The sequence below is a fragment of the Flavobacterium sp. Leaf82 genome (genome assembly GCF_001422725.1).
GTDB lineage: Bacteria > Bacteroidota > Bacteroidia > Flavobacteriales > Flavobacteriaceae > Flavobacterium.
Window position 1 is genome coordinate 119684 of record NZ_LMMA01000001.1, and the last position, 23047, is coordinate 142730.

Sequence of the window (23047 nt, forward strand, 5' to 3'; positions counted from 1 at the left end):
TCTATTAAAAAAAGCGCCGCAATTCTAATTGCAGCGCTTTTTCAATTTTATAAAAACCTAAGATAATTAAACTCCTAATTTCTTAGCAATTTCAGTAGGAATTCTGCCTTTGTTTACTAGTAAAGCAGTTGTTTTATATTTCACGAAGTTTTTAGTTACAAACAAATAACCTTTGTAATCGTTTGTTGCTCCCCAAGAATTTTTTACGATGTAATATTCTTTTCCGGTTTGATCATCTTCCCGACTTCAGGAAACTGATAATCCATATGATTTAATATTGAATTAAAACAAAAAAAGCGCCGCAATTCTCATTGCAGCGCTTTTTCAATTTTATAAAAACCTAAGGTAATTAAACCCCTAATTTCTTAGCAATTTCAGTAGGAATTCCGCCTTTGTTTACTAGTAAAGCAGTTGTTTTATATTTCACGAAGTTTTTAGTTACAAACAAATAACCTTTGTAGTCGTTTGTTGCTCCCCAGGAATTTTTTACGATGTAATATTCTTTTCCGGTTTGATCTTTTGCAAGACCTATAATGTGCATTCCGTGATCGTCTGTTGTGGTGTAATTGTCAAAAGCAGTCTGGCGCATTTCTGGCGTAATTTCCGGTTCCGCTTTTGGTCCGTTAAACATGTCTGCTTTTTCTTCGGCACTCATATCATCGAATTTTTTTGTTGGTACATATGCAACACCGTTTTTCCAGCTAAAGCTTTTCTCGCTTACATCTGTCGCCCATGCTACTGTGTATCCTTTTTTCAACGCATTGTCGATAACATCTGTCATGTCATTTACTTTCACGTTATAAACCTGATCAAATGACCAGTTGTCCGGAACCATCATTGTCGTTTTTTGGTAATACGGAGAAGTTGTAAACGATGAAATTTCGACATATTCATCAGGATTAATCCCTACAACCTCTTTAGCAAAAGATTGTGGCGTGTAGCTTTTTCCTTTGTAAGTAAAGTTTTCCGGCACCGTTCCTAAATACGAATCGATTACTGCAGCGTATGCTTTTTGCCAGTTTGGCGTTAATTCTCCGTTTGGGTTTTTAACCACAGCTGCAAGAACACCTTCGATAAGGGCAGCCATTTCTCCAAATTTATTTTTGTCAGTTCCGTAGTTCAATCCTGTGTAAACTTCTCTTGGTACGGTTCCGTATTTTTTGTACATATTTATTACATCGTGCAATGCACCACCGTCGCCAAGTGTAACTGCGCCGTGCATACGAACATAATTAATTCCTTTTTCTACGTATACATTTCTTGCAGAGAAAATTTGAGACAATTCTACAGGTTGTTTTCCTAAACGAATCATTTCTGACTCTAAGAAAGAGTTTGTAGAATAACTCCAGCATGTTCCTGAAGATCCTTGCAGTTTTACAGAGGTTGTTCCTAAATTGATAACCTCGGTAAATTTAAAGTTCTCCTTACTTTTTTCGCTTGCATTCAGTTTTAGTGAATTCACTAAAATGTCTTGTGCAAAACAGCTTGTTGCCCCAACGAAAAATACCGAAGCCGCAAGCACTGATTTGAATGAAAATGTATTCATAATTTATATTTAATGATTTGATAAATTAGTAGTTGTAATTTATTTATTGTTACAAAACAATTAAATTTTATATAAAAAAGCTAACCTTTAAGCGTTAATATTTACAAAATGTTTTTATTAAGCTATAATATCTTACAAAATATGTAAAATCGTTAACCATAAAATAATCAAAAAACAAAGGTAATTTGTATGCTGGTTTGCAACAAGGTTATTTTTTGCCAAATATGTAGTAATTTGGTTGCTGTAAACGCACTCAATAATCCTGGGAAATGTTCGAACTTGAAAAAGAAAAATATTTGGGTAATACCAAAAATAGCTTCAACAACAAGCAAGGCATTGCAGTTGTCGAAACAGAGTATCAGCAAAAGGTTTACGAAGGCTGGCATTCGCATAATAATGCGCACATAACACTTTTCCTGAAAGGCGGAACAGCCGAAAAACGAAAAAACTCCAGTACCGTTGTTGGTCCGGGTTCGTTATTGTTTTACCACAGCGACGAATTACATCTAAATCAGGATACACTTTTTCCGTCTAAAAACATTAATATCGAAATTGAAGAAAATCTACTCAAAGAACTTCAAATTTCTGAAGCGATTATCGAAAAATCGATTCAGAATACTGCGTTGACCAAATTTTTGATTCTAAAGATTTTCAAGGAATCTATGGTTGCAGATCCTTTTTCTGGCGATACGATCAATATGTTATTTGCCCAGTTATCGAATGCGAATAACCATTTAGAAAAATTCGAAAAAAGTCCGTTTTGGGTCAAAAGCTTAAACGAATTATTAAATGATTGCTGGAACGAAAATCCCAACTTGCAGGATTTGGCTCAGGTTTTAAACCTGAATCCCATTACGATATCAAAACATTTTCCTAAATATTTTGGCTGCACGTTAGGAGAATATATGCGACGTATTAAAATAAACCGTTCGCTTTCGCTGATAGGATCTAACGAAAGTAATCTGACCGAAATAAGTTTTCAATGTGGTTTTGCAGATCAGAGTCATTTTATAAGAACGTTTAAAAACCAAACAGGATTTTTACCCAAACAATTTCAAAAATTATAAAGGAGGCAAATTTCATTCTATTTTTTGGTTTTGATGTCGCATACATTTGCTCCATCATAAATCATAAATCACAATCAAATGGAAACGCTTACTTTAAAACAAAGAACTTTTAATTCTCCTGTAACCAAAATTATTCTTGCCCTGCTTACTTTTATGGCGGTGGTTATTATTGGTCAGCAAATTGCCGTAAAATTATTATCGTTAACATCTCTTGATAAAGACTACCGAAATCTTTTGAAAGGACTTTTTGTTTCGGCATCATGTGTTTTTACTTATATTCTTTTCTTTAAAAAATATGACAAAAGAACCGTTACGGAATTTGCCTCAAAAGGACTTGCAAAAAATCTTATTATTGGTACTTCAATTGGTTTTATTCTGCAATCGCTGACTATTTTAGTAATTTACCTTAACGGAAGTTACAGCGTTGTAAACATCAACCCAATTTCGTTTATCCTGATTCCGTTTGCTCTTATGTTTACAGTTGCCATTATCGAAGAAGTTTTGGTGCGCGGGATTATATTCAGGATTATGGAAGAAAAATTAGGAACCTATATTTCGTTGACCTTTTCATCTATATTGTTTGGTGCTTTGCATTTGGCAAACCCTAATGGTACTTTGATTTCAGGAATATGCATTACTACAGCGGGTTTTTTAATGGGCGCTGCTTTTATTTACAGCCGTAATTTATGGATGCCAATTGCTTTGCATTTTGCATGGAATTTTACACAATCAGGGATTTACGGCGCAATCACTTCCGGAAACGAAAAAACAAACAGCTTATTAGAGGCCAAAATACAAGGTCCGGAGTTTATTACCGGTGGCGCATTTGGTCCTGAAGGATCGATACAGGCCATTGTTTTTTGCGCTTTAGGAACCATTTTATTATTGGCTTTAAGCCAAAGAAACAATAAAATAATAAAACCGTATTGGAAGAAATAATTAAAGAAGTCTATTAAAGGATGAAAAGTTTTTTGCCACGAATTTCACGAATTTCCACTAATTCAATTCGTGAAATTTGTGGCTAATATTGATAACTTAAAATTTATCTGAGCCAGTTGCTTCCAAACACGACATAATAAGCCCAGTCTTCAGGACCTTTTGCTACGTCTACGCCCATTCTAAGTTTGAACTTTCTGGCTAATAAATATCTAAAACCTGTTCCGTAGCTGTAAACTACAGGTTTTGCAAAAGCTTTGTCCCAATCGTTAAAAGCACTTGCAACACCGCCATAACCCATAAGACTCCATCTTTTGTAGAGATCCCATCTTAGTTCGCCTTCGGTCACAATACTGGTTTTGCCCTGATATCTGGCAGCGGGAATTCCTCTTAAATTAATTCCGGGTCTAAGGTAAAAAGGCGGATCTCCAAATGCTTGTTCTCCTTCGATCCTTAATCCGCCAATTAATTTTTTAGTAAGCGGATAATATCCTATTGCAGATAAATTTACCCGCCACGCATCATAATCACTTCCTATCGAATTATCAGACCAGAAAAAATCTGCCTGAAGTCGTATTCCTTTATCGGGGGTAAAAATATTATCACGTCCGTCAAACTGAATCGCTCCTCCTAATTGACTCACCAGACTTTTTATATCTTTTAGTTTGGCAAAGGATGGAAGATCGTTTAAATCCGGAAAATTAATTTTAGAATCTAATAAAAAATACTGTGGGCCGGCACTCCATTTTGCGTTTCGAAATTGCTTCATGACCCGTGCATAAAAAACAAAGGATTGAAAGTTAAGGTCAATTTCTTTGTCGTTTCCGCTGGGTAATTTTTCGTAAAACGACATGTTTACGTTTCCATAACCAGTTCCTACACGGTACATTATTTTTGATTTTATAAAACTTCCTGCCCTAAATGCACCTGCAACCCAGCTTTTATTACCGGTATACATTCCCATTGCTCCCGTAATATCAGGATCTATAAATCTTTTTTTTCCGTTTTCATCAATAACCGGATCGTGTTTTTTAAGAAAAATAGGTACAAGCGCACCTCCAATACCTCCCAAAGCAGGTTCAGTAATTAGCGTAGGAACCACAATAAAACCGTGTGCATAAATAATATAATCGCTTAAGTCGATTGCGCCGTCTATAGAATCCCGAATGCTTATATGTTGTTTTTGCGCAGTAATTGTAGTGATCGACAAAACAAAGAAAACATTTAGAAGAAACCATTTTCTGAAGAGTTTTGTATTTATCTTATTAGAATCTGAATATTTATTTCTCATTTAAATTCATTTAAAATTACGCCTCTCTAAAAACATCATCGCTAAAAATAGTCTTATAGCTGTTTTTGCATTATTCTTTTTTGAAACTAAAGACATGTGCCAGCGTTAAAAAAAAGGTGTTTCCCTGAAATCTGTTTACTGCATTCACCTCAGCAATCCAGCGCAATCCTGCAGAAGTGCTGCAGCCAATATGAAAATAATTGACCTCAGCGCCTAATCCGCCAACGTGATCTTTATCTCCTTCGACAACGCCAATTACGGGCAACGGTATTTTGTCGTTTGTCATTTTATATTGCAGATAATAGATCAAACCAGCATTTAAAAATGATTTTGGAGCTGTTTTTTCAGCATTAAAAAAATAGAATGTTTTACCCAAACCACCTTCGATACTTAATATATCTCCGGTTTTAATATTGGTATCTTTTTTTTCTCCGTTTATTTCGTAAGATGCCAAAGCCGAAAAATGAAAGGTCTTTTTATCATTAAAATACAAGGTTGTTCCGGCAGCAAACTCATTCATAAACATTCCTAAACCGCTGTTATCAGATGCTCCGGCAGTAAATCTTCCGGTAGGTAAATAGAGCTGATAGCTAAAAATAAAGTCGGCTCGTTTATTGTGCCAGCCCAATTGTAGAGGCTGCACATACATATCTGTAAATGCCAGGGAGTTTTTTGCATTTAGATTGTTTCCCTGAATTGTATTTGCAGCAAAAGCAACCAGAATACTGGCGCCGTAATTTGCGCCTAAAATTTTAAAATTACTTACATATGATGCTCCAGCTCCTGTAATAGTCATGTCGATATCAGGATTTGCAATGGCTTTATCTCCATTTGCATTTCGTAACGACGACGCTGTATAAAAATAACCGGGAACATAAACACTCAATGTGTTTTCAGGAGTCTGAGTTCCGGACTGCAAACCCATTGCGCCCAGGATATGACCTCCTTTGAGTTGTGCGTTGCCATAAAAACAAACCAGCAAAAATAAAATAGTATAAGCTGATGATATGGTTTGTCTTTGAGTATTAAATTTTGTTTTCATAATTGATATTTTAAAAATTAATGAGACTCCATAACTTCTTTTGCCAGCTATTTGTTTAGCTCGAAGCTTGTTTAAAATAGTAGCCGCCGGATTTCTCAGGATTAATTCTAATAACTTTAAAATATTCAGACGGAGATTTTCCAGTATGTTTTATAAAGGCTCTGAAACATGTAGTTCTGGATTTAAATCCGGATCCCCATGCCATTCCTTCCAGCGATAAATCTTTCCATTCCGGATCGTTGATTTTTTCTTTAAAATATTCGATCCTTTTTAGATTTACATAATCCTGAAAATGAAGATTAAATTCTGAATTAATTAAATTTGAAATATGATGTACTGATATTCCAGTTTCATCTGCTATATCGCGTATCACTAAATCTTTTTTCAAAAAGAGTTCTTTTGATGTAAAAATGTTCTCTAATTTATGAAGATAGATTGATTTTTTTTCCGGGGTTAATTCTTTTACAAGCGGTAAAGTAGTTTTACTTTCACTCATTTTTATTATTGTTAATCTTTCATTTACAAGCTCAGAAGTTTCATTTGTATCATAAAAAATTTGCGGCTTAAAGTACAGCCATCCTACTGTAAAAACTAAAACAGATGATATTAAAATGTAACAGGAAAAATCGATACTGTCAACTCTTGTAATTAAAAAATAATGTACAAAAAGCGTTGAAAACAAAAACAGTATCATTAAATTATAAACTCTGATCCATCCTAAAATTTTTAACCTGTTAAAATGATTTTCCTTGAATTTTTTCAAATCATAATTCAGGATCATCATTGTTTGACAAAAAGCATAAGACAGCCAAACGGTAAGACTTAACATCGAGAAAGGACTGCTTATCTTGATAGAAACATATTCTATTACCTGAAGATTCATATAATTTCCTATCCATACAAAAACGGTCAGGCTAAAATAAATCAGGAACGGTAAAAAATGCAGCCAGTCATATTTTCTAAATACCCGGTCTGAAAACAGAATACTTCTTACATATAAAAATGCACAAGGCGATACCAAAAAAATAAATGATTTTGTAATCATAAACAGATCAGGAAAATCTTTTAAACCATTTGCTGATAAATAAAAATTATAGACACTAACAACGGCAAGACTGAACAAAAACAGTCCCAGAAAAAAACTTTTTGAGTAATTTTTTTTTGAAAAAAGAACCATAAAGGATGTCGCAAAACCAACTATTGTAGCGATAAAAAAGAAAAGTGAAAGAATTATATCGACCATGAGGTTTAAGCTTAATTTATTTTTACGTATACCTTATTCCTTTTAAAATTGGTTTAATAATTTTAAAAAAAAGAAAATTCTATTATTTGTCATAAGGACTATACTCATCTGCAAAGAGATAAGTATAGCTGTCTTATAACAATATATCATAAGCTATTTTTTTGCTAATCCGGGAGGAAAACCAGCCAGGATTTTTTTGATAGAGTTTGCAACAAATTCTTCAGGATCATCCGGTTTGCTGTCAATTTCTGCATTACCGATTCCTTGCCAGATTAGTTTTTGAGTTTTTGATGAAACAATATCAATTATAAGTGAACCATCAACATAATCATAAGTATTAAATGTTGTATTTGCATTGCCCATCATGGCACCGCCGCCGCCCCAATAACCATAGGGACGATACATACCACCGTAACCGTAAAAATCAGTATTTGCAGATACGGATGTTTTGTTTTTTAAGATTGTAACCGCATTTACTTTTAAATCAGGACTATTAGTAGTTTCTGTAAAACCTTTGCTGATAAGTTCAGCACGAATAGCTTTTGTAATACGATCAACATTTAATTGATTTATTTGACCTTCCTGCGCTTTTAAATCATAAAAGGCAAAAGTTTTATATTCGCTAAAATTAGCCGAATGATCATAATCAGTGGTAACTTTTACAGTTGGAGAGCAGCTGTAAACTAAGCCCAAAAATAATATTGGGATTATACGAAGATTCTTTCTTTTAATATTCATCTTGTGGTATTTAAATTAATGATTAAATTAGTCTAACTTGAAATTCTTTAAATCTGGCTTAAATCCTGAATATACGTGAAGTCGTGTTAAATATTTGTTTAAGGTTTTTTGTAAACAACTATTATACAATATCTTAGTTTATTCAAAGGTACTTATTTTATTTAATTGACGTACGCTAAATAGAAAAATTCTTACTTATTTATTCCTAACAGTTTATTTTGGTTAAAATTCACTGTTCTAAGTTCTTTGAGTACTATTTTCCTTGCACAACAACATAACTGTCCTGCCCGTCTTTTGAGATTGGCTGATAGTACACACTATTGTAAATCATGTATTTTTGACCGTCTATTGTTTTCTCTTCTGCTCCTTCCGGAAGATGCGAAACAATAGCTCCAACCGGTGCATTTACTACTTTATACTTACTGGAATCTTTAGAATAATAAGTTCCGCCGTAATAGTAATATTCTGTTCCGGAAACATTGATTGTAACGTATCCTTTTGGCAATTCACTAATTGTTGCTCCAAGCGGTGCAGGTACAACCTTGTAACCATTAGATTCTTTTACATAATAAACCCCGTCATCATAATTGTATTGATTGTTTTCGATACTAATAACGATCGCAGCAGTTGTCAGGGTAGCGGCAAAAAATCCGATAGGATACCATGTTGGTCCCCAATAATACGGCACAAAAGGATGATAGATATAAGGGTAAGGCACCGGATAAGGATGAAAAGGCGGTGGCAATGGTCTTGGATACGGATATGGATGTGGGTAAGGATGCGGTGGCGGCGGTAACGGTCTTGGCGGAATTGGTCTCGGCCCGGGAGGAATTGGTCTTGGCGCCGGCATTGGGCGAGGCATAGGCATAGGGCGGGGCATAGGTCGAGGTGGAGAAAAATGACCAAATCGCTGTGCAGATACTTCTTCAGGCATCATAATCAATAATGCAAAAAATGCAATAATTACGAGCGCCATTTTGTTTTTAGGTTGATATGATTTCATAATGATGGATTTTTATAAGATTATTTAGTGTTTTCTCTGGGCGCCAGTTTTACTTTTGTTGCTTTTGGAGGCGTAGTAAATTCAAACATAGAATCCGGATAATCGTTATTTATAGTCCAGTCTTTATAAAGTGCTTCATATTGGGGTTTGTCTTTGTCAGAAGTATAAATGATCACTAATTTTACAGGCAGGAACAAATCATCATTACCTATCCAGAACTGAAAACTTTTTGTTTTATCACTTCCTGCAATATGAAAACATTCACGTCCGTCGACTATGGTTTTCCCTAAAAAAATTAAATTTCCTTGTTCTGATAACAAATCCTGTAAAAAGGTGGGATAGAAAAAATCAGCACCGGGAAATTCGATCCCAAATTTTTTGCTGGCTTCATCGATTGTTTCAATAACAGATCCGGGAGCAGTTGTAAAACCATACGTATTATTATCAAACGAATAATAACTGAGCTTTTTATTAGTGTACCATAAACCGCGATTTCCTTTATCTCCGGATGAGGTAACTTTCATTTTATCCGGAAACTTTATTGAGACTTTATCGTTTATCGTATGTTTAATAAGTCCTAAAATCTCGTTTGGAACATCATATGTCGTAATCGCTGTAAAACTGCAGGACTTTATATCCTGCAAGGTTTCGCCAGTTCGATGTAAGAGAAAAACAGCCGTAGAATCTATACGCTGTGTCTGGCCGTTTGCTGTGATTGTTACAACCACAAAGCCCATCAAAAACAAAAACTTTTTACCCATATATTCTATTTTTAATAATTTAATGAAAGTTTAGACTTCTGCTGATATTGGCAATCTTCCTTCTTTTACAGCTTCCAGCATTTTGTTATAATCTAAATCGTTTTGATTCGCGTACGAAACCGAAAATCTTGAAATTGCATTGGCAAATTCATCGCTTTTCCCTATATATCCGGATAATATTGATGGATCTCCAGTGCGGGCATGTGCTCTTGCAAGTGCCCAGCCACAAGCTTTTGCATAATCGGTCATGTTTTTAGCTTTCATAATTTCAAGAACCGGTTTTACCTTGGCATCCCGAAGCTGACGGATATAAAAAAATCGGTTTTTATCGTCGTTTGTCCATCCTAAAAACATATCCGAAGCTGATTGCATTAATTTTTGTCCTCTTACAATTCGTTCGCCCTGATGCGTGTATTTACTTTTTGCTTTTACATTATTTTCCAGCACACTTTTTCTGGCTTCTTTAAATTGTAAAAAAATGGGTTCGCCCGTAGCCGACATTAATAAGCTAATCCCACAAAGTGTTCCCACACTTCCTACACCTACAACCTTTATAGCAATGTCATGCAAAGTATATCTCCCTAACAATACTTTCTTCTCATCAGATAATGTTTCGAGATATCGATTGTGTATGATTTCAGCTTCTTTCAAAATTTGTCTTCCTTCATCTCCTGACGGATGATAAATTAAAGGCGGATCATCTTTTATTTTTGCTCTCGGACCTTCGTGATAGGTCATTTTTGCAAACTCTTTTTCATGTGCCGTATATTCTGCTGCTTTTTTAATTCGTTTTTGCTGAAAAGACTTTATCTCTTCGTCTTCGCCTCTTTCAATAAGTTCAGCGAGGTCTATTTGCGCATACCAGATCTGTAGCGCTGATAATTTACTGTATTCCAACATGTGCCTTTTGTAACTGTCAGCAACATTCCAGGCAAATTCCTTACAGGTTTTATTCGAAAATTTTCTCCATCTTCCGGCAATTACAAAACTTGTTGCAAGTCTTTTTAAATCCCATTCCCATGGTCCGGGGAAAGTTTCATCAAAATCATTAATATCAAAAACCAACTGACGTTCCGGTGTTGCAAATCCTCCAAAGTTCATTAAATGACAATCTCCGCAAAGCTGAAGATCGACTCCTGTATTTGGGGTTTGTGCCAAATCTGCAGCCATAATTGAAGCTGCTCCTCTAAAAAAGGCAAAAGGAGATTCCATCATTCGACTATATCGAATAGGCAATAAACTCTCTATTCTTCCAATACTGGTTTTGATTAAAATTTCGACCGGATCTTCACGATCCTCTGACGGATTCCATTGCTGATGATGAGAACGAGGCGTAATTTTTCTAATAGCGGTGCCTTTATCAAAACGCTCGGCTTTTGAGGCTACCGGATCAAAAATATTTTCGCTTCCTTCTTTGAATTCATCAGTCATAATTGCGGCATTTTATTTTCTTGTAAAAGGCAAATCTGTTGTCAGGGTAATTCTAATCGTGTGATTCATTCGGCTAAGTCCACTTTCTGTATCAGGAGCTTTCCAAAAAATCTGATTCATATATCCCAATTCCATCCGAATTTCTCTTCGTTTATCCAGACTATAAGCGGTTCCTACATACAATCTGTTTTGATCCAGATAATTTTCATTTCCGCTTGCGGCGTTGGTTCTTATATGAATTTCATCATAAACGACCGCAGCCCATCGCTGTTTAAACCATAATTGATACCGAAGCTGGTATCGAAGCGTATTTTCGAATTTATAATAATCAAAATGATCGCTTGTACTGTTTGGGTCATCTTTTCGCCCTAACCAGCGTTGCTCCATTCTAAACCTTTGCGACCAGACTTCGTTTCCTTCTTTTTTAACGATACGCCAAATAAATTGCTCATAAATCCTGTAATCCGGATTGTTGTAAGGCAATGAAAGCTTATCATAGGGCAAATCCCATTGGTAGGCAACTCCGGCTCCTAATCGGTTACCGTTTTTAAGATAATAATTGGCACCAACTCTGTAAAAAGATCCCTGAAGCTCAGACACAAAATCATTTCCTTTTGAATATCCTTCTAATAACAAACCCCATCTTCCATCTTCTTTAAAAGGTAAATACATTTCGTAACCAACCCAGGCTGCAACATTCTGCACCATTTTTTGAGCGTTTGTTTTTACGCCGAAAAAAAGAGTCAATACCATTAAAATAAATAGTCTTTTATAAATATTGGTTCTCTTCATTTTACAGTAGGATTAGTTTTCAATTATTTAATCTCTTTTCTGATATCTAAAAAACTCAGTTCTTTTACCTCACTTCTTCAACATCTCCCATTTTCCATGTTTTATCAAAAAATCCTTTTTCAGGGCCATAAAAACGAGCCAGTAATTCGAATTTTCCTTTCGGATTTGTTGGAGCCCAATTTGATGTTTTACCTTCCGGAGCTTTGGCGCCAAAATAAATATCTACAGAACCATCTGCATTTTTTTGAAGTCCCTGAGATGTAGAAGCACGACTGGAATATTTCATGTCTAAAATAAGCGCATGTGTTTCGCGGTCATAAGCTGTTACTGACCAATATAATTTTACAGGAACTTTTGCCGGTAAATGCAGTTTGTATAATTTTGAACCATCAAACGGCTGATCATTGTTATCTTTTACAGTCATCAAATAATATTGACCTGTTCCTAGTTTTTTAGCACTAAAATAGGCCATCGAATAGCTAATTGCCCTTTCATCAATTGGGTAAATATTAGGTGCTGTATAATTTGTCATTATAGATTTTACAACATCTGGAGATGCTGGCAAAGCCCAGTTTGTTCCTTCATAGAAAGGAGGAGTAAATATTTTTTCAAATTTTTTATCAATCCATGCATGTGCATCTTTGATTGCTGCATTAAGTATTTCCTGTCTTCTGGCATCGGCCTGAAACGTTTTTCCTTTTTCAATTCCAATAGTTTTTAATTGATCAATCATTGCCAAATCTCTTGTAAGCCAAGGTTCTCTTTGTACAAATTGATTCAGGACTTCAAAGAAATGTACATTATACGGAATCGTATTACCAAAGGGCATATCGATTAAATCAACAAAGGTTGTAGCCGGAGGATTATCAGCTTCAGAAAGGGGATAAATTTTCACTTTCTTTCCATAATCAATAGCTCTTTTAATATCATTTGTACTTGCATCTGTAAGATTAGAACGAAGTATTGCATAACCTGTATAGGTAGCAGAAGGCATTGGAATATAACCTAACGGAATTGCGTCTTTATAATTAGGAGGTAAAATAAGGTATTTTCCCCCTTTGCCTTTATCAACTCCTGCAGGGCCAATATCTTCAATAGCAGTTTGCCAGCCATCATCTAAACTTCCGGTTAAGGATGAAACACCTTCTACTGCCGGAATTTCTAAAACGACTGGACCTTGTCTGGTATCATAAAAAGGGTTGATATAAATTACGTCAGGATTTGGAGTCAACGTCTGATTTTTTGAACTGATTAATCCTGACCAATACACGATTTGATTGTAATCGCCTTTTGCTTTTATAAGACTTTCATGAAATAATTCTGAATTAACCGCTGGCATTCCCCAGATTACAGCTTCGATTGCACGATTGTAAATTAATTGTTCTTCAAAATCAACGGGTTTAAATACTGTTGTTTTGATAGTATCCGTAACTGCTGTAGTCTCATTTTTTGTCGTTGAATTAGTGCATGACAACAAACAAATTAGTATTATAACAGATAAAACTCTTGATTTCATGATTTGTTTTTTTATGATGAAAGAAACTCAGAAGAAATTTTTATGATCCCGGAAATACAAAAGCCAGAACGGCTCTTAAACCCCAGTCAGGTTTGCTTTCATGGGGTCCAACAATTGGTATCAAAGGCATTATAGCAAACTGAACCACCTGATCTCCCAGTTTTGTAACAGCGCCTATATTAGGGCTAATAGTGACCAATGTTGTTTTGCCTTCCCAATTTTGAGTAATTTCTGAAGTTACGCCTAAACTTGCACCGCTTTTATAACTATGTGTCAGGAATATTTGTGTGTAAAACTGATTAAAATCAGCTCGATCTTCATTTCCTGCAACTGACCATATCTGGTTGGCTATAAATCCTATAGAAAGTCCTTTGCCCTGATGCATTACTAATACACTGGGACCTACGCCAAATTTCTCTGTTCCTAAAAAATTATCTGTGGCGGTTGGAATTAAAAAAGCAGGTCCAAATCCTAAAATAAGTCCTTTGGTTTTAGGAGCAAAAAAAGCAGTTACAGTTGCATCACTCAATCCAAATTGATGTGTGTTTTCTCCCGTGATATCTCTTTGGTCGACAACAGGAAGAATGTAACGAGTAATTAAATTTAGATTATCACTTAATTTAAACGGAATAACAGGCTGAATGTTAATGGTATATTTTGATCCGTTGAAAGGACCAACTCCATAAACCAGGTTATTTTGCAGTGGCACACTAATTAAACTTGCTACCGGATTTGCTAATTTATCTGCCAATTCCTGAGCACTTGATCCTGCTTTGGCTGGTTCTTCCTGAGCAAAAATGACAAAACTTAAAAGAAAAAGAGTTACACTAAAAAATAATTTGATAGTATTGTATGGTATTATAGATTTCATAATCGTATACTTTAAAATTTATTAATTAGTCTTAAAATCAAAACAAAACAACTTTCAACTAACAAAAAGTTGTTTCATTTTAATTCTAACTAAATCAAATTATTTGTCCGGGAAAATCTTTTTCCAATCATCTTTTATACTCACTACATGATATTTGTATTTTGCAGCGGTGTTTAATGATAAATTATCTTTTTCCTGATAATTGTACTCTCTGATAGAATCATTGTGGTTTACAATTAATTGAAATGAAGGATATTTGCTGCCCTGAGAATATCTAAGCATAGCAAGATCTCCTGCTCCGCCTTCGTTCCCACACGCAAAAACCGGACGTTGCCCTATGTGAAGTTGTATCCCAACAGGTTTACCTTCTTTATCATTAAATAGGTCGAGTGCAGGTTCTCTGAGAACAGTATTTTTAGCATCATCAAATTTATATTTGAAAGAAGTTCCCACAACCTGCTCTTTGGGAATTCCGTAAAAGTCAGCAGAAATTGCACGAACTAACTCAATTGTCCCACCGGTTACAATAAAAGTTTTAAATCCGTTTGCACGTAAATAATTCAATAACTCTAATTGTGGTTGATATCTGATTTGTTTTACAGGAACATTTTTGCCCGGATATTGAGCGCTTGCGAAAAATTCTTTTGCCGAAGTTTCAAACTCATCTTCGGTCATGCCTGTGTGAGTTGCAGCAACTAATTCGATAAGGGCTTTATCACCGCCTTTTTCAAAAAAGGCTTTGTCTTTTTCGACTACCGCCTTAAAAGGTTGTTTTTTTGCTAATTCAGGATTAGCTTCTACCATCTTTTTAACTCTGTAAAAAGCAAATAATTCCTGAACATATGGTTTTTCAGCCCAAAGTGTTCCGTCATTATCAAAAGTGGCAATTCTATTCTCTACAGGAATAAAATCAGGAGTTCCTTCTTTGGTTACCTTAGTAACATACGCAATAATGTCTTTTTTTAATGCTCCATCGTTCCAACTTGGCAGCGGATCTCCGCTTGTTGCAACTGTATTGGTGCTGTCTTTAGGATTTGTTGAGGTAGTTAGTGTATCCGTTTTTTTGCACGACACCAATAATAATAACACTACGGGCAATATATATATTTTTCTATACATGATATTGATTTTTAAGTAATAGAACTTGAATTATGGGGAACTCAAGTTCTATTTATTATTATACTATTTATTTTTTCTTGGCAGGAGCACTTTGTGCTTTCAGCTGGTCTTGAAATTTAATTCCGGCTAATGTCTCTTCCATAATGGTAGCAGGAGAGAAACTTGGCGGAATAGATCTTGGAGGAAATTCTTTAAATGTTTGGGCGAATTCAGCTACTTCGGCAATATATTCATAGCCATAATAGACGTGATTCAAAATCCAATCCCAATAAGTGTTCGAGGTTATATCAGCTCTTTCATATGGATCCTGATACAAATTATACATTTTTTGCAAACGTAATTTGGTAAACGGTTCAGCCCAAAGTTCTAAAGTTCCAGGAGAACGTTGTTCTGCAAAAACGGATTTATAATCTCCTTTTCGCATCGCTACAAGTAAGCCATCATCATCAGAATAGAAAAATTTGTCTCTGGCACTATTAGGGTTTTTTCCTTCTAAAAATGCGGACTGATCGTAACCATCTAAATGCACTTTATAGTTTATACCATTGGCTTTATAGCCAGTCAATAATTTTTTTACTAAATCTGGTTCTCCTGCAATTGTTGCCAAAGTTGGTATCCAATCGAGATGTGACATCATTTGATCGCTGGTTTGTCCCGGTTTAATATGTCCCGGCCAACGAACTACACAAGGAACACGGAAAGCACCTTCCCAGTTGGTATCTTTTTCAGAACGGAATGGTGTCATTGCTGCATCTGGCCAGCTGTTCATGTGAGGTCCATTATCAGATGAATATACTACAATAGTATTATTTGCAATTCCTAAATCGTCTAATGCTTTTAAAAGTTCTCCAACAGTCATATCGTGTTCGATCATACCATCGATATATTCACTATCGCCATGTGTATATTTACCTCTGTGCTCTTTTCTTACGTGTGTACGCAAGTGCATACGAGTAGCATTGTACCAAACAAAGAAAGGTTTACCTGCAGAATTTTGTCTTTTGATATAATCAATTGCTGCAGATGATGTTTCGTCATCTATAGTCTCCATTCTTTTTTTAGTAAGTGGTCCTGTATCTTCTATTCTTTGTTTTCCTATTTTACCAAAACGGGGATCTACAGTTGCATCGTCTGAACTTGTAGCAGTACATTTAAGCACTCCTCTGGGACCAAATTTATTGAAGAAAGCGGGATCTTTTGGGTAATCTGGTAATTCTGGCTCCTCTGAAGCATTTAAATGATATAAACTTCCAAAATATTCATCAAATCCATTTACAGTAGGTAAATTTTCATTTCGATCTCCAACGTGGTTTTTACCAAATTGCCCGGTTGCATAACCCAGGTTTTTCATAATCCCACCAATAGAAGGATCTAACTGATTCATACCCATTGGGGCGCCGGGAAACCCTACTTTAGTCAACCCTGTACGAATGCCTTGCTGACCTGTTAACAGCGCTGCACGTCCCGCAGTACAACTTTGCTCTCCATAATAATGCAAAAACTTTATTCCTTCAGTAGCAATACGATCAATGTTAGGAGTTTGATAGCCCATTAAACCATTGCTGTAAGTACTAATATTGCTTATACCAATATCATCACCCCAAATTATTAAAATATTGGGCTTTTTATCCTGTGCCTGTATTATCGAAAAATAGGCTAATGCAAATAGCATTATCGATTTTTTGAATCCATTTTGAAGTTTTTTTTGTTTCATGGTGCTAAGTTTTATTAATAATTTTTTTATATAATTAATATCAAATATAGGAAAAATATTACTTGATGTAATTTGTAGAGGAATGTTAAATATTGATTGTTTCAGTTTTTGAAATTCTAATTAGAGGTAATTTGAAACAAGAATTTTCTTAACTTTTATTTAACTGACTCAAATTAGCTAATAAAAAAACGAACAACAGCATTTATAAGGTCTGAGATTGTTTCATTTTATAAAATGAAACAATAAAAATGTTTTATTTTGCTCCATGAGGTTGCATTTTACAATATGCACCACGCAAAAAGCATTTAATTAGGGAGTTAGAATTTATTTTATATTCTAAAAAAGAGGAAACGTAAGAATAACACTTTAAATTTGTTCTAAATTTTTAATGAAATTTCAAAAAAAGTGAGGTCATTTTTTTACAAATGATAAATTTTTGAATTTGTAAATGATGATTTTAGAATAATATTTAAAGAATTATCTTAATTATGGAACGATATAATAGATTTTAAAAATATATTTTAAGGCTTATTATTCCAGATTTTTATTTAAAAAGAGTAAAAGTATAAACCAAAAAAAGCCATTCGACGCATCGAATGGCTTTTGTAATAATATTGAAATGAAACTATTCTATTTCAGAAACTCTCATGGTATTTACCATTCCTTTATCTTTAATTGGCATAGCTGCAAGATTGATTAAATAATCTCCTTTTACGGCATAACCTTTTTGAACTGCGATTTCGTTAACATCAGTTACAGTATCGTCTGTACTTTCGTCTTTATCGTAGAAATATGATTTTACTCCCCATAATAAATTCAATTGTGTCAAAATTCTTCTGTTTGAAGTAAATACCAAAATATGTGCAGATGGTCTCCAAGCCGAAATTTGGAAAGCTGTATATCCGCTATTTGTTAAAGTACAAATTGCTTTAGCTTTGATTTCGTTAGCTAATAAAGCTGCCTGGTGACAAACAGTTTTAGTAACAAAACGTTTTGTTTTAATTTGTGGTGTATTTTGTGGAACCTGAATTAGCGGTGAATCCTCAACAGCCTCACAAATTTGAGTCATTTTTTGAATAACTTGTACCGGATAATTTCCTGTAGCAGTTTCTCCAGATAACATTACAGCATCAGCTCCATCCATTACAGAGTTTGCAACGTCATTTACTTCAGCTCTTGTTGGTGTTAAACTTGTAATCATTGTCTCCATCATTTGAGTTGCAACGATAACAGGAATTCTGGCGATTTTAGCTCTGCGAATCAAATCTTTTTGAACTAATGGCACTTCGTGAGCAGGAAGTTCAACTCCTAAATCTCCACGTGCAACCATTAAAGCGTCACAATATGCTATAATTTTATCCATGTTCTCAAGAGCTTCCGGCATTTCAATTTTAGCAACAATTGGAATTTTATATTCAGAATGTTTAGCGATCAATTCTTGTAAATCTTGTAAATCGCGAGGTGTTTTTACAAACGAAAGTGCGATCCAGTCTACTTTTTGCTCAATAGCAAAAATAGCATCTGCAATATCTTTTTCAGTCAAAGCCGGTAAAGAAATCTTAGTGTTTGGAAGATTAACTCCTTTTTTAGATTTTAATTCTCCACCCTGAATTACTTTAGCAACAACTTCTGTTTTTTTATCAGTAGAAATAATTTCAAAAATCAATTTACCATCATCAAGCAAAATACGCTCTCCCGGATTAACATCATTTGGAAAATTTTGGTATTTCATGAACACTTTTTGAGCAGTTCCTAAAATATCTTCTGCAGTTGTAAAAGTGATTAAATCACCATCATGAACAACAGTTCCTTCTTCCATTACTCCAACTCTAAGTTTTGGACCTTGCAAATCTCCAAGGATTGCAGTAGTGTAACCAAACTCTTCGTTTAGACCTCTAATAATATTAATCTTCTCTTTTACTCCTTCGTAATCAGCGTGCGAAAAATTAACTCTAAAAACATTTACCCCTGCATCGATCATATCTTTAATGATCTCTCTTGTACCACATGCAGGACCAAGTGTAGCTACAATTTTGGTTTTTTTGTTTGTTAACATTTTTTTTAAAAAATTAGATTGTTTTTTGATTTTATTTTATCTGTATCTACAGCATAAATAGCTGCGATACTCTCTATGGTATTTAATTGTTGTTGAATTTCTGAAAAGTCAAGCGTCTCTTCGCTATTTTCTATTTTCAGGAAAAAATCTACTTTTTTGAATTCAGGAAGTAAATGAATTGTTGTTGAAACCTCACTTGTTTCATTGGAAAACAAATCTTGAGAATCATTTTTACTCACTGAAATGATCTCATTTTTATTCTGAATTAAATTCCATGAAACTGTTTTTTCAGCATCATAATAATAGAATCTCGAAAAATTTGCCTCGCCTTCTTTAGTTTGAGCATGGATCTCGTTTTTGCTCTTACTTAAGTTAATCGGAAGGGTTTTATTGATAAAATAGGCCAATCTATAATCTTCTAATGAAGTGTGGATTGCCATTAAATAATAATCAATTTCGTCAAATTCGTCTAAATCCAATCTATGAATAGCCATGTCATGAAAAATCAAGGTGTAAATATACTATTTCTAACGGAGCTTAAATAGTTAAGATGTGGTTGTTTTTATTAATTTATAAACGAAAACGTTATAGCTTTAAGATAGTTACAGCAAACTTGTAGCTATTTCTTGTCTATTTTTTCCTGAAATGCAAAATAAGCTCTTTGTGAAGCTTTCTCTTCTGCCTTCTTTTTTGAAGTTGCTCGCGCTCTTGCGATTACTTTATCGTCTATACTTAATTTTACGCCAAATAAGCGCTGACCATCAATACCGTTATCTTCAAAAATGTCGTAATGAAAGACTCTCTTTTCTTTCTGACACCATTCGATAACCAAACTTTTATAACTAATTACTTTACCCTCAAGTCGTGCAATATCGACATAAGGAGCAACAACTCTTTTTTGAATAAATTTTTCGCAGAACGAATATCCTTTATCCAGATAAATAGCACCTATAAGTGATTCGAAAATATTACCATGAATATTTTCTCCAAAGTGCTGAATAGGCACTTTGCTTTCTACAAAACGAACCAGGTTTAAATCTTTCCCTAATTCATTTAAATGTTCGCGACTCACAATTTTTGATCGCATTTTCGTCAAATAACCTTCGTCGCCATTTGGTGCTTTGTTAAATAAATGGGCTGCAATTACAGCACTTAACATGGCATCTCCTAAAAATTCAAGTCTTTCATAATTTATTGGATGTCCTGATTCGTCTAATTTATTCGAAGATCTGTGCGTAAAAGCTTTCTTATAAAAATCGATTGAGGCAGGCTGAAAGCCAAGTATTTTCTGAATAGTGTCAAAAAAAATCCCGTCTTCTAGAGAACGGGATTTAGAAAATATTTTTTTGATAATATTCATATACAGAAATTAGTCAACTAATTTTTTAAACAATACACATGCATTGTGTCCACCAAAACCAAAAGTGTTACTCATAGCAACATTTACTTCTCTTTTTTGAGGTTTGTTTAAGGTAAGGTTCAATGATGGATCAATGTTTTCATCAACCACAGTATGGTTGATAGTTGGAGGAACAATACCATGTTGCATTGCTAAAATTGAAGCAATTGCTTCGATAGCTCCTGCAGCACCAAGTAAGTGTCCGGTCATTGATTTCGTAGAGTTTATATTGATTGTTTTTGCATGTTCGCCAAAAACAGCACTAATTGCTTTCAATTCGGCAACATCTCCTAGAGGAGTAGAAGTTCCGTGAGTATTGATATGATCAACATCTTCAGGAGTCATTCCGGCATCTCTTAATGTATTTTTCATTACCGCAATAACGCCAATTCCTTCCGGATGTGGTGCTGTTAAGTGGTAAGCATCAGATGACATTCCGCCTCCGCCAACTTCGCAATAAATTTTTGCTCCTCTGGCTTTAGCATGTTCGTATTCTTCAAGAACTAAAGCTCCTGCTCCTTCACCTAATACAAAACCATCTCTGGTTGCATCAAAAGGTCTTGAAGCTGTTTCAGGACTTTCGTTTCTTGTAGATAAAGCGTGCATAGAATTAAAACCTCCCATACCTGCAATAGTAATCGCAGCCTCTGAACCACCTGATACAATAACATCACACATTCCTAAACGAATGTAGTTAAAAGCATCGATTAATGCATTTGCAGAAGATGCACATGCAGAAACAGTAGTATAATTAGGACCCATATAGCCATTACGCATCGAAATGTGTGCAGGGGCAATATCAGCAATCATTTTAGGTATAAAAAACGGATTGAATTTTGGTGTTCCGTCTCCTTTAGCATAATAAATAACTTCCTCCTGAAAAGTTTCTAATCCTCCAATTCCTGCTCCCCAGATAACACCAACTCTTGTTTTGTCGATATTACCATCAGTAAGTCCGGCATCTTTAATAGCTTCGTCACTTGCAGCAACAGCGTATTGAGCGAATTTATCTAATCTTCGAGATTCCTTGCGATCCATGTAATCTTCAATGTTGAAGTTTTTTACTTCACAGGCAAATTTCGTTTTATGCTTCTCTGTATCATAATACGTGATAGGAGCGGCTCCGCTAACTCCATTCACAAGTGCCTCCCAGTAATCCTGGATATTATTCCCTATTGGAGTAAGAGCACCTAATCCTGTTACAACAACTCGCTTTAACGTCATAAATATGTGTTTTGTACTTTAAACAAATAAAACCCACGCTTTCTTAACTGTATTGTTTACTTAAGAGCCATGGGCATTACAATATAAATATATCTTTTTGATTGAAAACCAATCGAAATTTAAATTTTAAAAAAATAATAACACCCGACTTATAGAATATAAAAATCGGGTGCAGTATTATTATTTTTTAGCTTCCTCGATATAAGAAATAGCTTGACCAACAGTAGCAATGTTTTCTGCTTGATCGTCTGGAATTTGAATATCAAATTCTTTTTCGAATTCCATAATAAGCTCAACAGTGTCTAATGAGTCAGCTCCCAAATCATTAGTGAAGCTTGCTTCTGTTACAACTTCGTTTTCGTCAACACCTAATTTGTCTACGATAATCGCTTTTACTCTTGATGCAATGTCTGACATAATCTTTAATTTTAGAATTTAATTTGTTGGCAAAAATAAAAAACTTTATTTTAAAACCACGATTTAGTTTATAAATGTAACACTAATTTATAAAATTAATTTCAAGAAAGCCTTTTTAATACTATTTATTTTCGATTTTTATTCCGTTTTTTGCATTCTCAAATTACATTCAATTATGAAAAAAATTATTGTTTTTGCCTCAGGATCAGGGACTAATGCTGAAAACATTATTAAATATTTTGCGAAAACTAAAATTGCAAAAGTTGTTTCTGTTTTTACGAATAATGCTTCGGCTAAAGTCATCGAAAGAGCAAAAAATCATCAAATTCCGACTGAAATCTTCTCAAAAAACGAATTATTAGAAAGTAACCTCTTACAAAAGATACAGGAAATCGACCCGGATATGATAGTTCTGGCTGGTTTTTTATTGAAATTTCCAGACCATATAATTGAGAGATATCCCAATAAAATAATTAACATACATCCTGCTCTTTTGCCTAACTACGGAGGCAAAGGAATGTATGGAATGCACATACACAGAGCTATAGTTAATAATAAGGAGAAAGAAACCGGAATTTCTATTCATTATGTAAATGAGCATTATGATGAAGGTGGTATCATTTTTCAGAAAAATGTAGCACTAACAGAAGAAGATACGCCAGAAACTGTAGCCGAAAAGATTCATGAATTGGAACAAAAGTATTTTCCTGAAATTATTTCGAGACTATTAGAGGATTAGACTTTAGATTTCTTAGACATAAGACTTCTTAGATTTTAATTTCAAATAATAAAAATCTAAGAAATCTGGAATATAAAAATCTAAGAGATCCAAAAAAAAACAAAAATCTAGAAGTCTAACAATTTAAAATCTAAGAAGTCTA

General features: G+C 34.5%; 21 protein-coding genes and 1 pseudogene. 3 read left to right on the forward strand and 19 right to left on the reverse strand.

Annotation, left to right across the window (positions count from 1 at the left end):
- Window positions 1–66: 66 nt before the first annotated feature.
- Window positions 67–234: pseudogene (locus ASF10_RS24010) on the reverse strand (C1 family peptidase); the annotation flags it as partial.
- Between the two features lie 115 nt (window positions 235–349).
- Window positions 350–1546, reverse strand: coding sequence for an aminopeptidase C (locus tag ASF10_RS00535; protein ID WP_056243906.1), 1197 nt, complete (start codon window positions 1544–1546; stop codon window positions 350–352).
- Window positions 1547–1815: 269 nt separating this feature from the next.
- Between ASF10_RS00535 and ASF10_RS00540 the strand changes: the two genes are divergently transcribed.
- Window positions 1816–2613 (forward strand): AraC family transcriptional regulator, encoded by a 798-nt coding sequence (locus ASF10_RS00540; RefSeq protein ID WP_056243909.1) that lies wholly within the window; start codon window positions 1816–1818, stop codon window positions 2611–2613.
- A gap of 78 nt (window positions 2614–2691) precedes the next feature.
- Window positions 2692–3552: a CPBP family intramembrane glutamic endopeptidase gene (locus tag ASF10_RS00545; protein WP_056243914.1), complete on the forward strand. Its 861-nt coding sequence runs from the start codon at window positions 2692–2694 to the stop codon at window positions 3550–3552.
- Between the two features lie 103 nt (window positions 3553–3655).
- On the opposite strand, the gene ASF10_RS00550 is transcribed toward ASF10_RS00545, so the two are convergent.
- From ASF10_RS00550 to ASF10_RS00630, 17 genes are all read right to left on the reverse strand, one after another.
- Window positions 3656–4840 (reverse strand): BamA/TamA family outer membrane protein, encoded by a 1185-nt coding sequence (locus ASF10_RS00550; RefSeq protein WP_056243918.1) that lies wholly within the window; start codon window positions 4838–4840, stop codon window positions 3656–3658.
- Window positions 4841–4910: 70 nt separating this feature from the next.
- The gene (locus ASF10_RS00555) at window positions 4911–5882 is read right to left on the reverse strand and encodes a transporter (RefSeq protein WP_056243924.1); all 972 of its coding nucleotides are present in this window, start codon (window positions 5880–5882) and stop codon (window positions 4911–4913) included.
- 55 nt (window positions 5883–5937) lie between these two features.
- Complete coding sequence (locus ASF10_RS00560) at window positions 5938–7125, reverse strand: helix-turn-helix domain-containing protein (protein WP_056243927.1); 1188 nt, start codon at window positions 7123–7125, stop codon at window positions 5938–5940.
- A gap of 153 nt (window positions 7126–7278) precedes the next feature.
- On the reverse strand, window positions 7279–7863 hold the full coding sequence (locus ASF10_RS00565; protein WP_056243931.1) for a DUF4136 domain-containing protein: 585 nt from the start codon (window positions 7861–7863) through the stop codon (window positions 7279–7281).
- Window positions 7864–8116: 253 nt separating this feature from the next.
- Window positions 8117–8866: a DUF6515 family protein gene (locus ASF10_RS00570; RefSeq protein ID WP_056243933.1), complete on the reverse strand. Its 750-nt coding sequence runs from the start codon at window positions 8864–8866 to the stop codon at window positions 8117–8119.
- 20 nt (window positions 8867–8886) lie between these two features.
- Window positions 8887–9627, reverse strand: a complete 741-nt coding sequence (locus ASF10_RS00575) for a DUF2092 domain-containing protein (RefSeq protein WP_082472357.1) — start codon at window positions 9625–9627, stop codon at window positions 8887–8889.
- A gap of 30 nt (window positions 9628–9657) precedes the next feature.
- Window positions 9658–11058: a DUF2252 domain-containing protein gene (locus ASF10_RS00580; protein WP_056243940.1), complete on the reverse strand. Its 1401-nt coding sequence runs from the start codon at window positions 11056–11058 to the stop codon at window positions 9658–9660.
- Between the two features lie 12 nt (window positions 11059–11070).
- On the reverse strand, window positions 11071–11850 hold the full coding sequence (locus tag ASF10_RS00585) for a DUF2490 domain-containing protein (protein ID WP_082472358.1): 780 nt from the start codon (window positions 11848–11850) through the stop codon (window positions 11071–11073).
- A gap of 64 nt (window positions 11851–11914) precedes the next feature.
- Entirely contained in the window at window positions 11915–13366 is a 1452-nt protein-coding gene (locus tag ASF10_RS00590; RefSeq protein WP_082472359.1) for a DUF1254 domain-containing protein, read from the reverse strand.
- Between the two features lie 40 nt (window positions 13367–13406).
- Window positions 13407–14237: a hypothetical protein gene (locus ASF10_RS00595; RefSeq protein ID WP_056243950.1), complete on the reverse strand. Its 831-nt coding sequence runs from the start codon at window positions 14235–14237 to the stop codon at window positions 13407–13409.
- 99 nt (window positions 14238–14336) lie between these two features.
- The gene (locus ASF10_RS00600) at window positions 14337–15356 is read right to left on the reverse strand and encodes an HAD family hydrolase (protein ID WP_082472360.1); all 1020 of its coding nucleotides are present in this window, start codon (window positions 15354–15356) and stop codon (window positions 14337–14339) included.
- Window positions 15357–15423: 67 nt separating this feature from the next.
- On the reverse strand, window positions 15424–17070 hold the full coding sequence (locus tag ASF10_RS00605) for an arylsulfatase (protein WP_056243956.1): 1647 nt from the start codon (window positions 17068–17070) through the stop codon (window positions 15424–15426).
- Window positions 17071–17695: 625 nt separating this feature from the next.
- Complete coding sequence (pyk, locus tag ASF10_RS00610) at window positions 17696–19126, reverse strand: pyruvate kinase (RefSeq protein ID WP_056243959.1); 1431 nt, start codon at window positions 19124–19126, stop codon at window positions 17696–17698.
- Between the two features lie 5 nt (window positions 19127–19131).
- On the reverse strand, window positions 19132–19620 hold the full coding sequence (locus tag ASF10_RS00615; protein ID WP_056243964.1) for an IPExxxVDY family protein: 489 nt from the start codon (window positions 19618–19620) through the stop codon (window positions 19132–19134).
- A 125-nt stretch (window positions 19621–19745) separates the two neighbouring features.
- Window positions 19746–20486, reverse strand: a complete 741-nt coding sequence (rnc, locus tag ASF10_RS00620) for a ribonuclease III (protein ID WP_056243966.1) — start codon at window positions 20484–20486, stop codon at window positions 19746–19748.
- Between the two features lie 9 nt (window positions 20487–20495).
- The gene (gene fabF / locus ASF10_RS00625; protein ID WP_056243971.1) at window positions 20496–21749 is read right to left on the reverse strand and encodes a beta-ketoacyl-ACP synthase II; all 1254 of its coding nucleotides are present in this window, start codon (window positions 21747–21749) and stop codon (window positions 20496–20498) included.
- A gap of 180 nt (window positions 21750–21929) precedes the next feature.
- Window positions 21930–22166 carry an acyl carrier protein gene (locus ASF10_RS00630; RefSeq protein ID WP_007137004.1) on the reverse strand — a complete coding sequence of 79 codons (237 nt, stop codon included), beginning with the start codon at window positions 22164–22166 and terminating at the stop codon, window positions 21930–21932.
- A 175-nt stretch (window positions 22167–22341) separates the two neighbouring features.
- On the opposite strand from ASF10_RS00630, the gene purN reads away from it, so the two are divergent.
- Window positions 22342–22905, forward strand: coding sequence for a phosphoribosylglycinamide formyltransferase (gene purN, locus ASF10_RS00635; RefSeq protein ID WP_056243972.1), 564 nt, complete (start codon window positions 22342–22344; stop codon window positions 22903–22905).
- The last annotated feature ends 142 nt before the right edge of the window (window positions 22906–23047 follow it).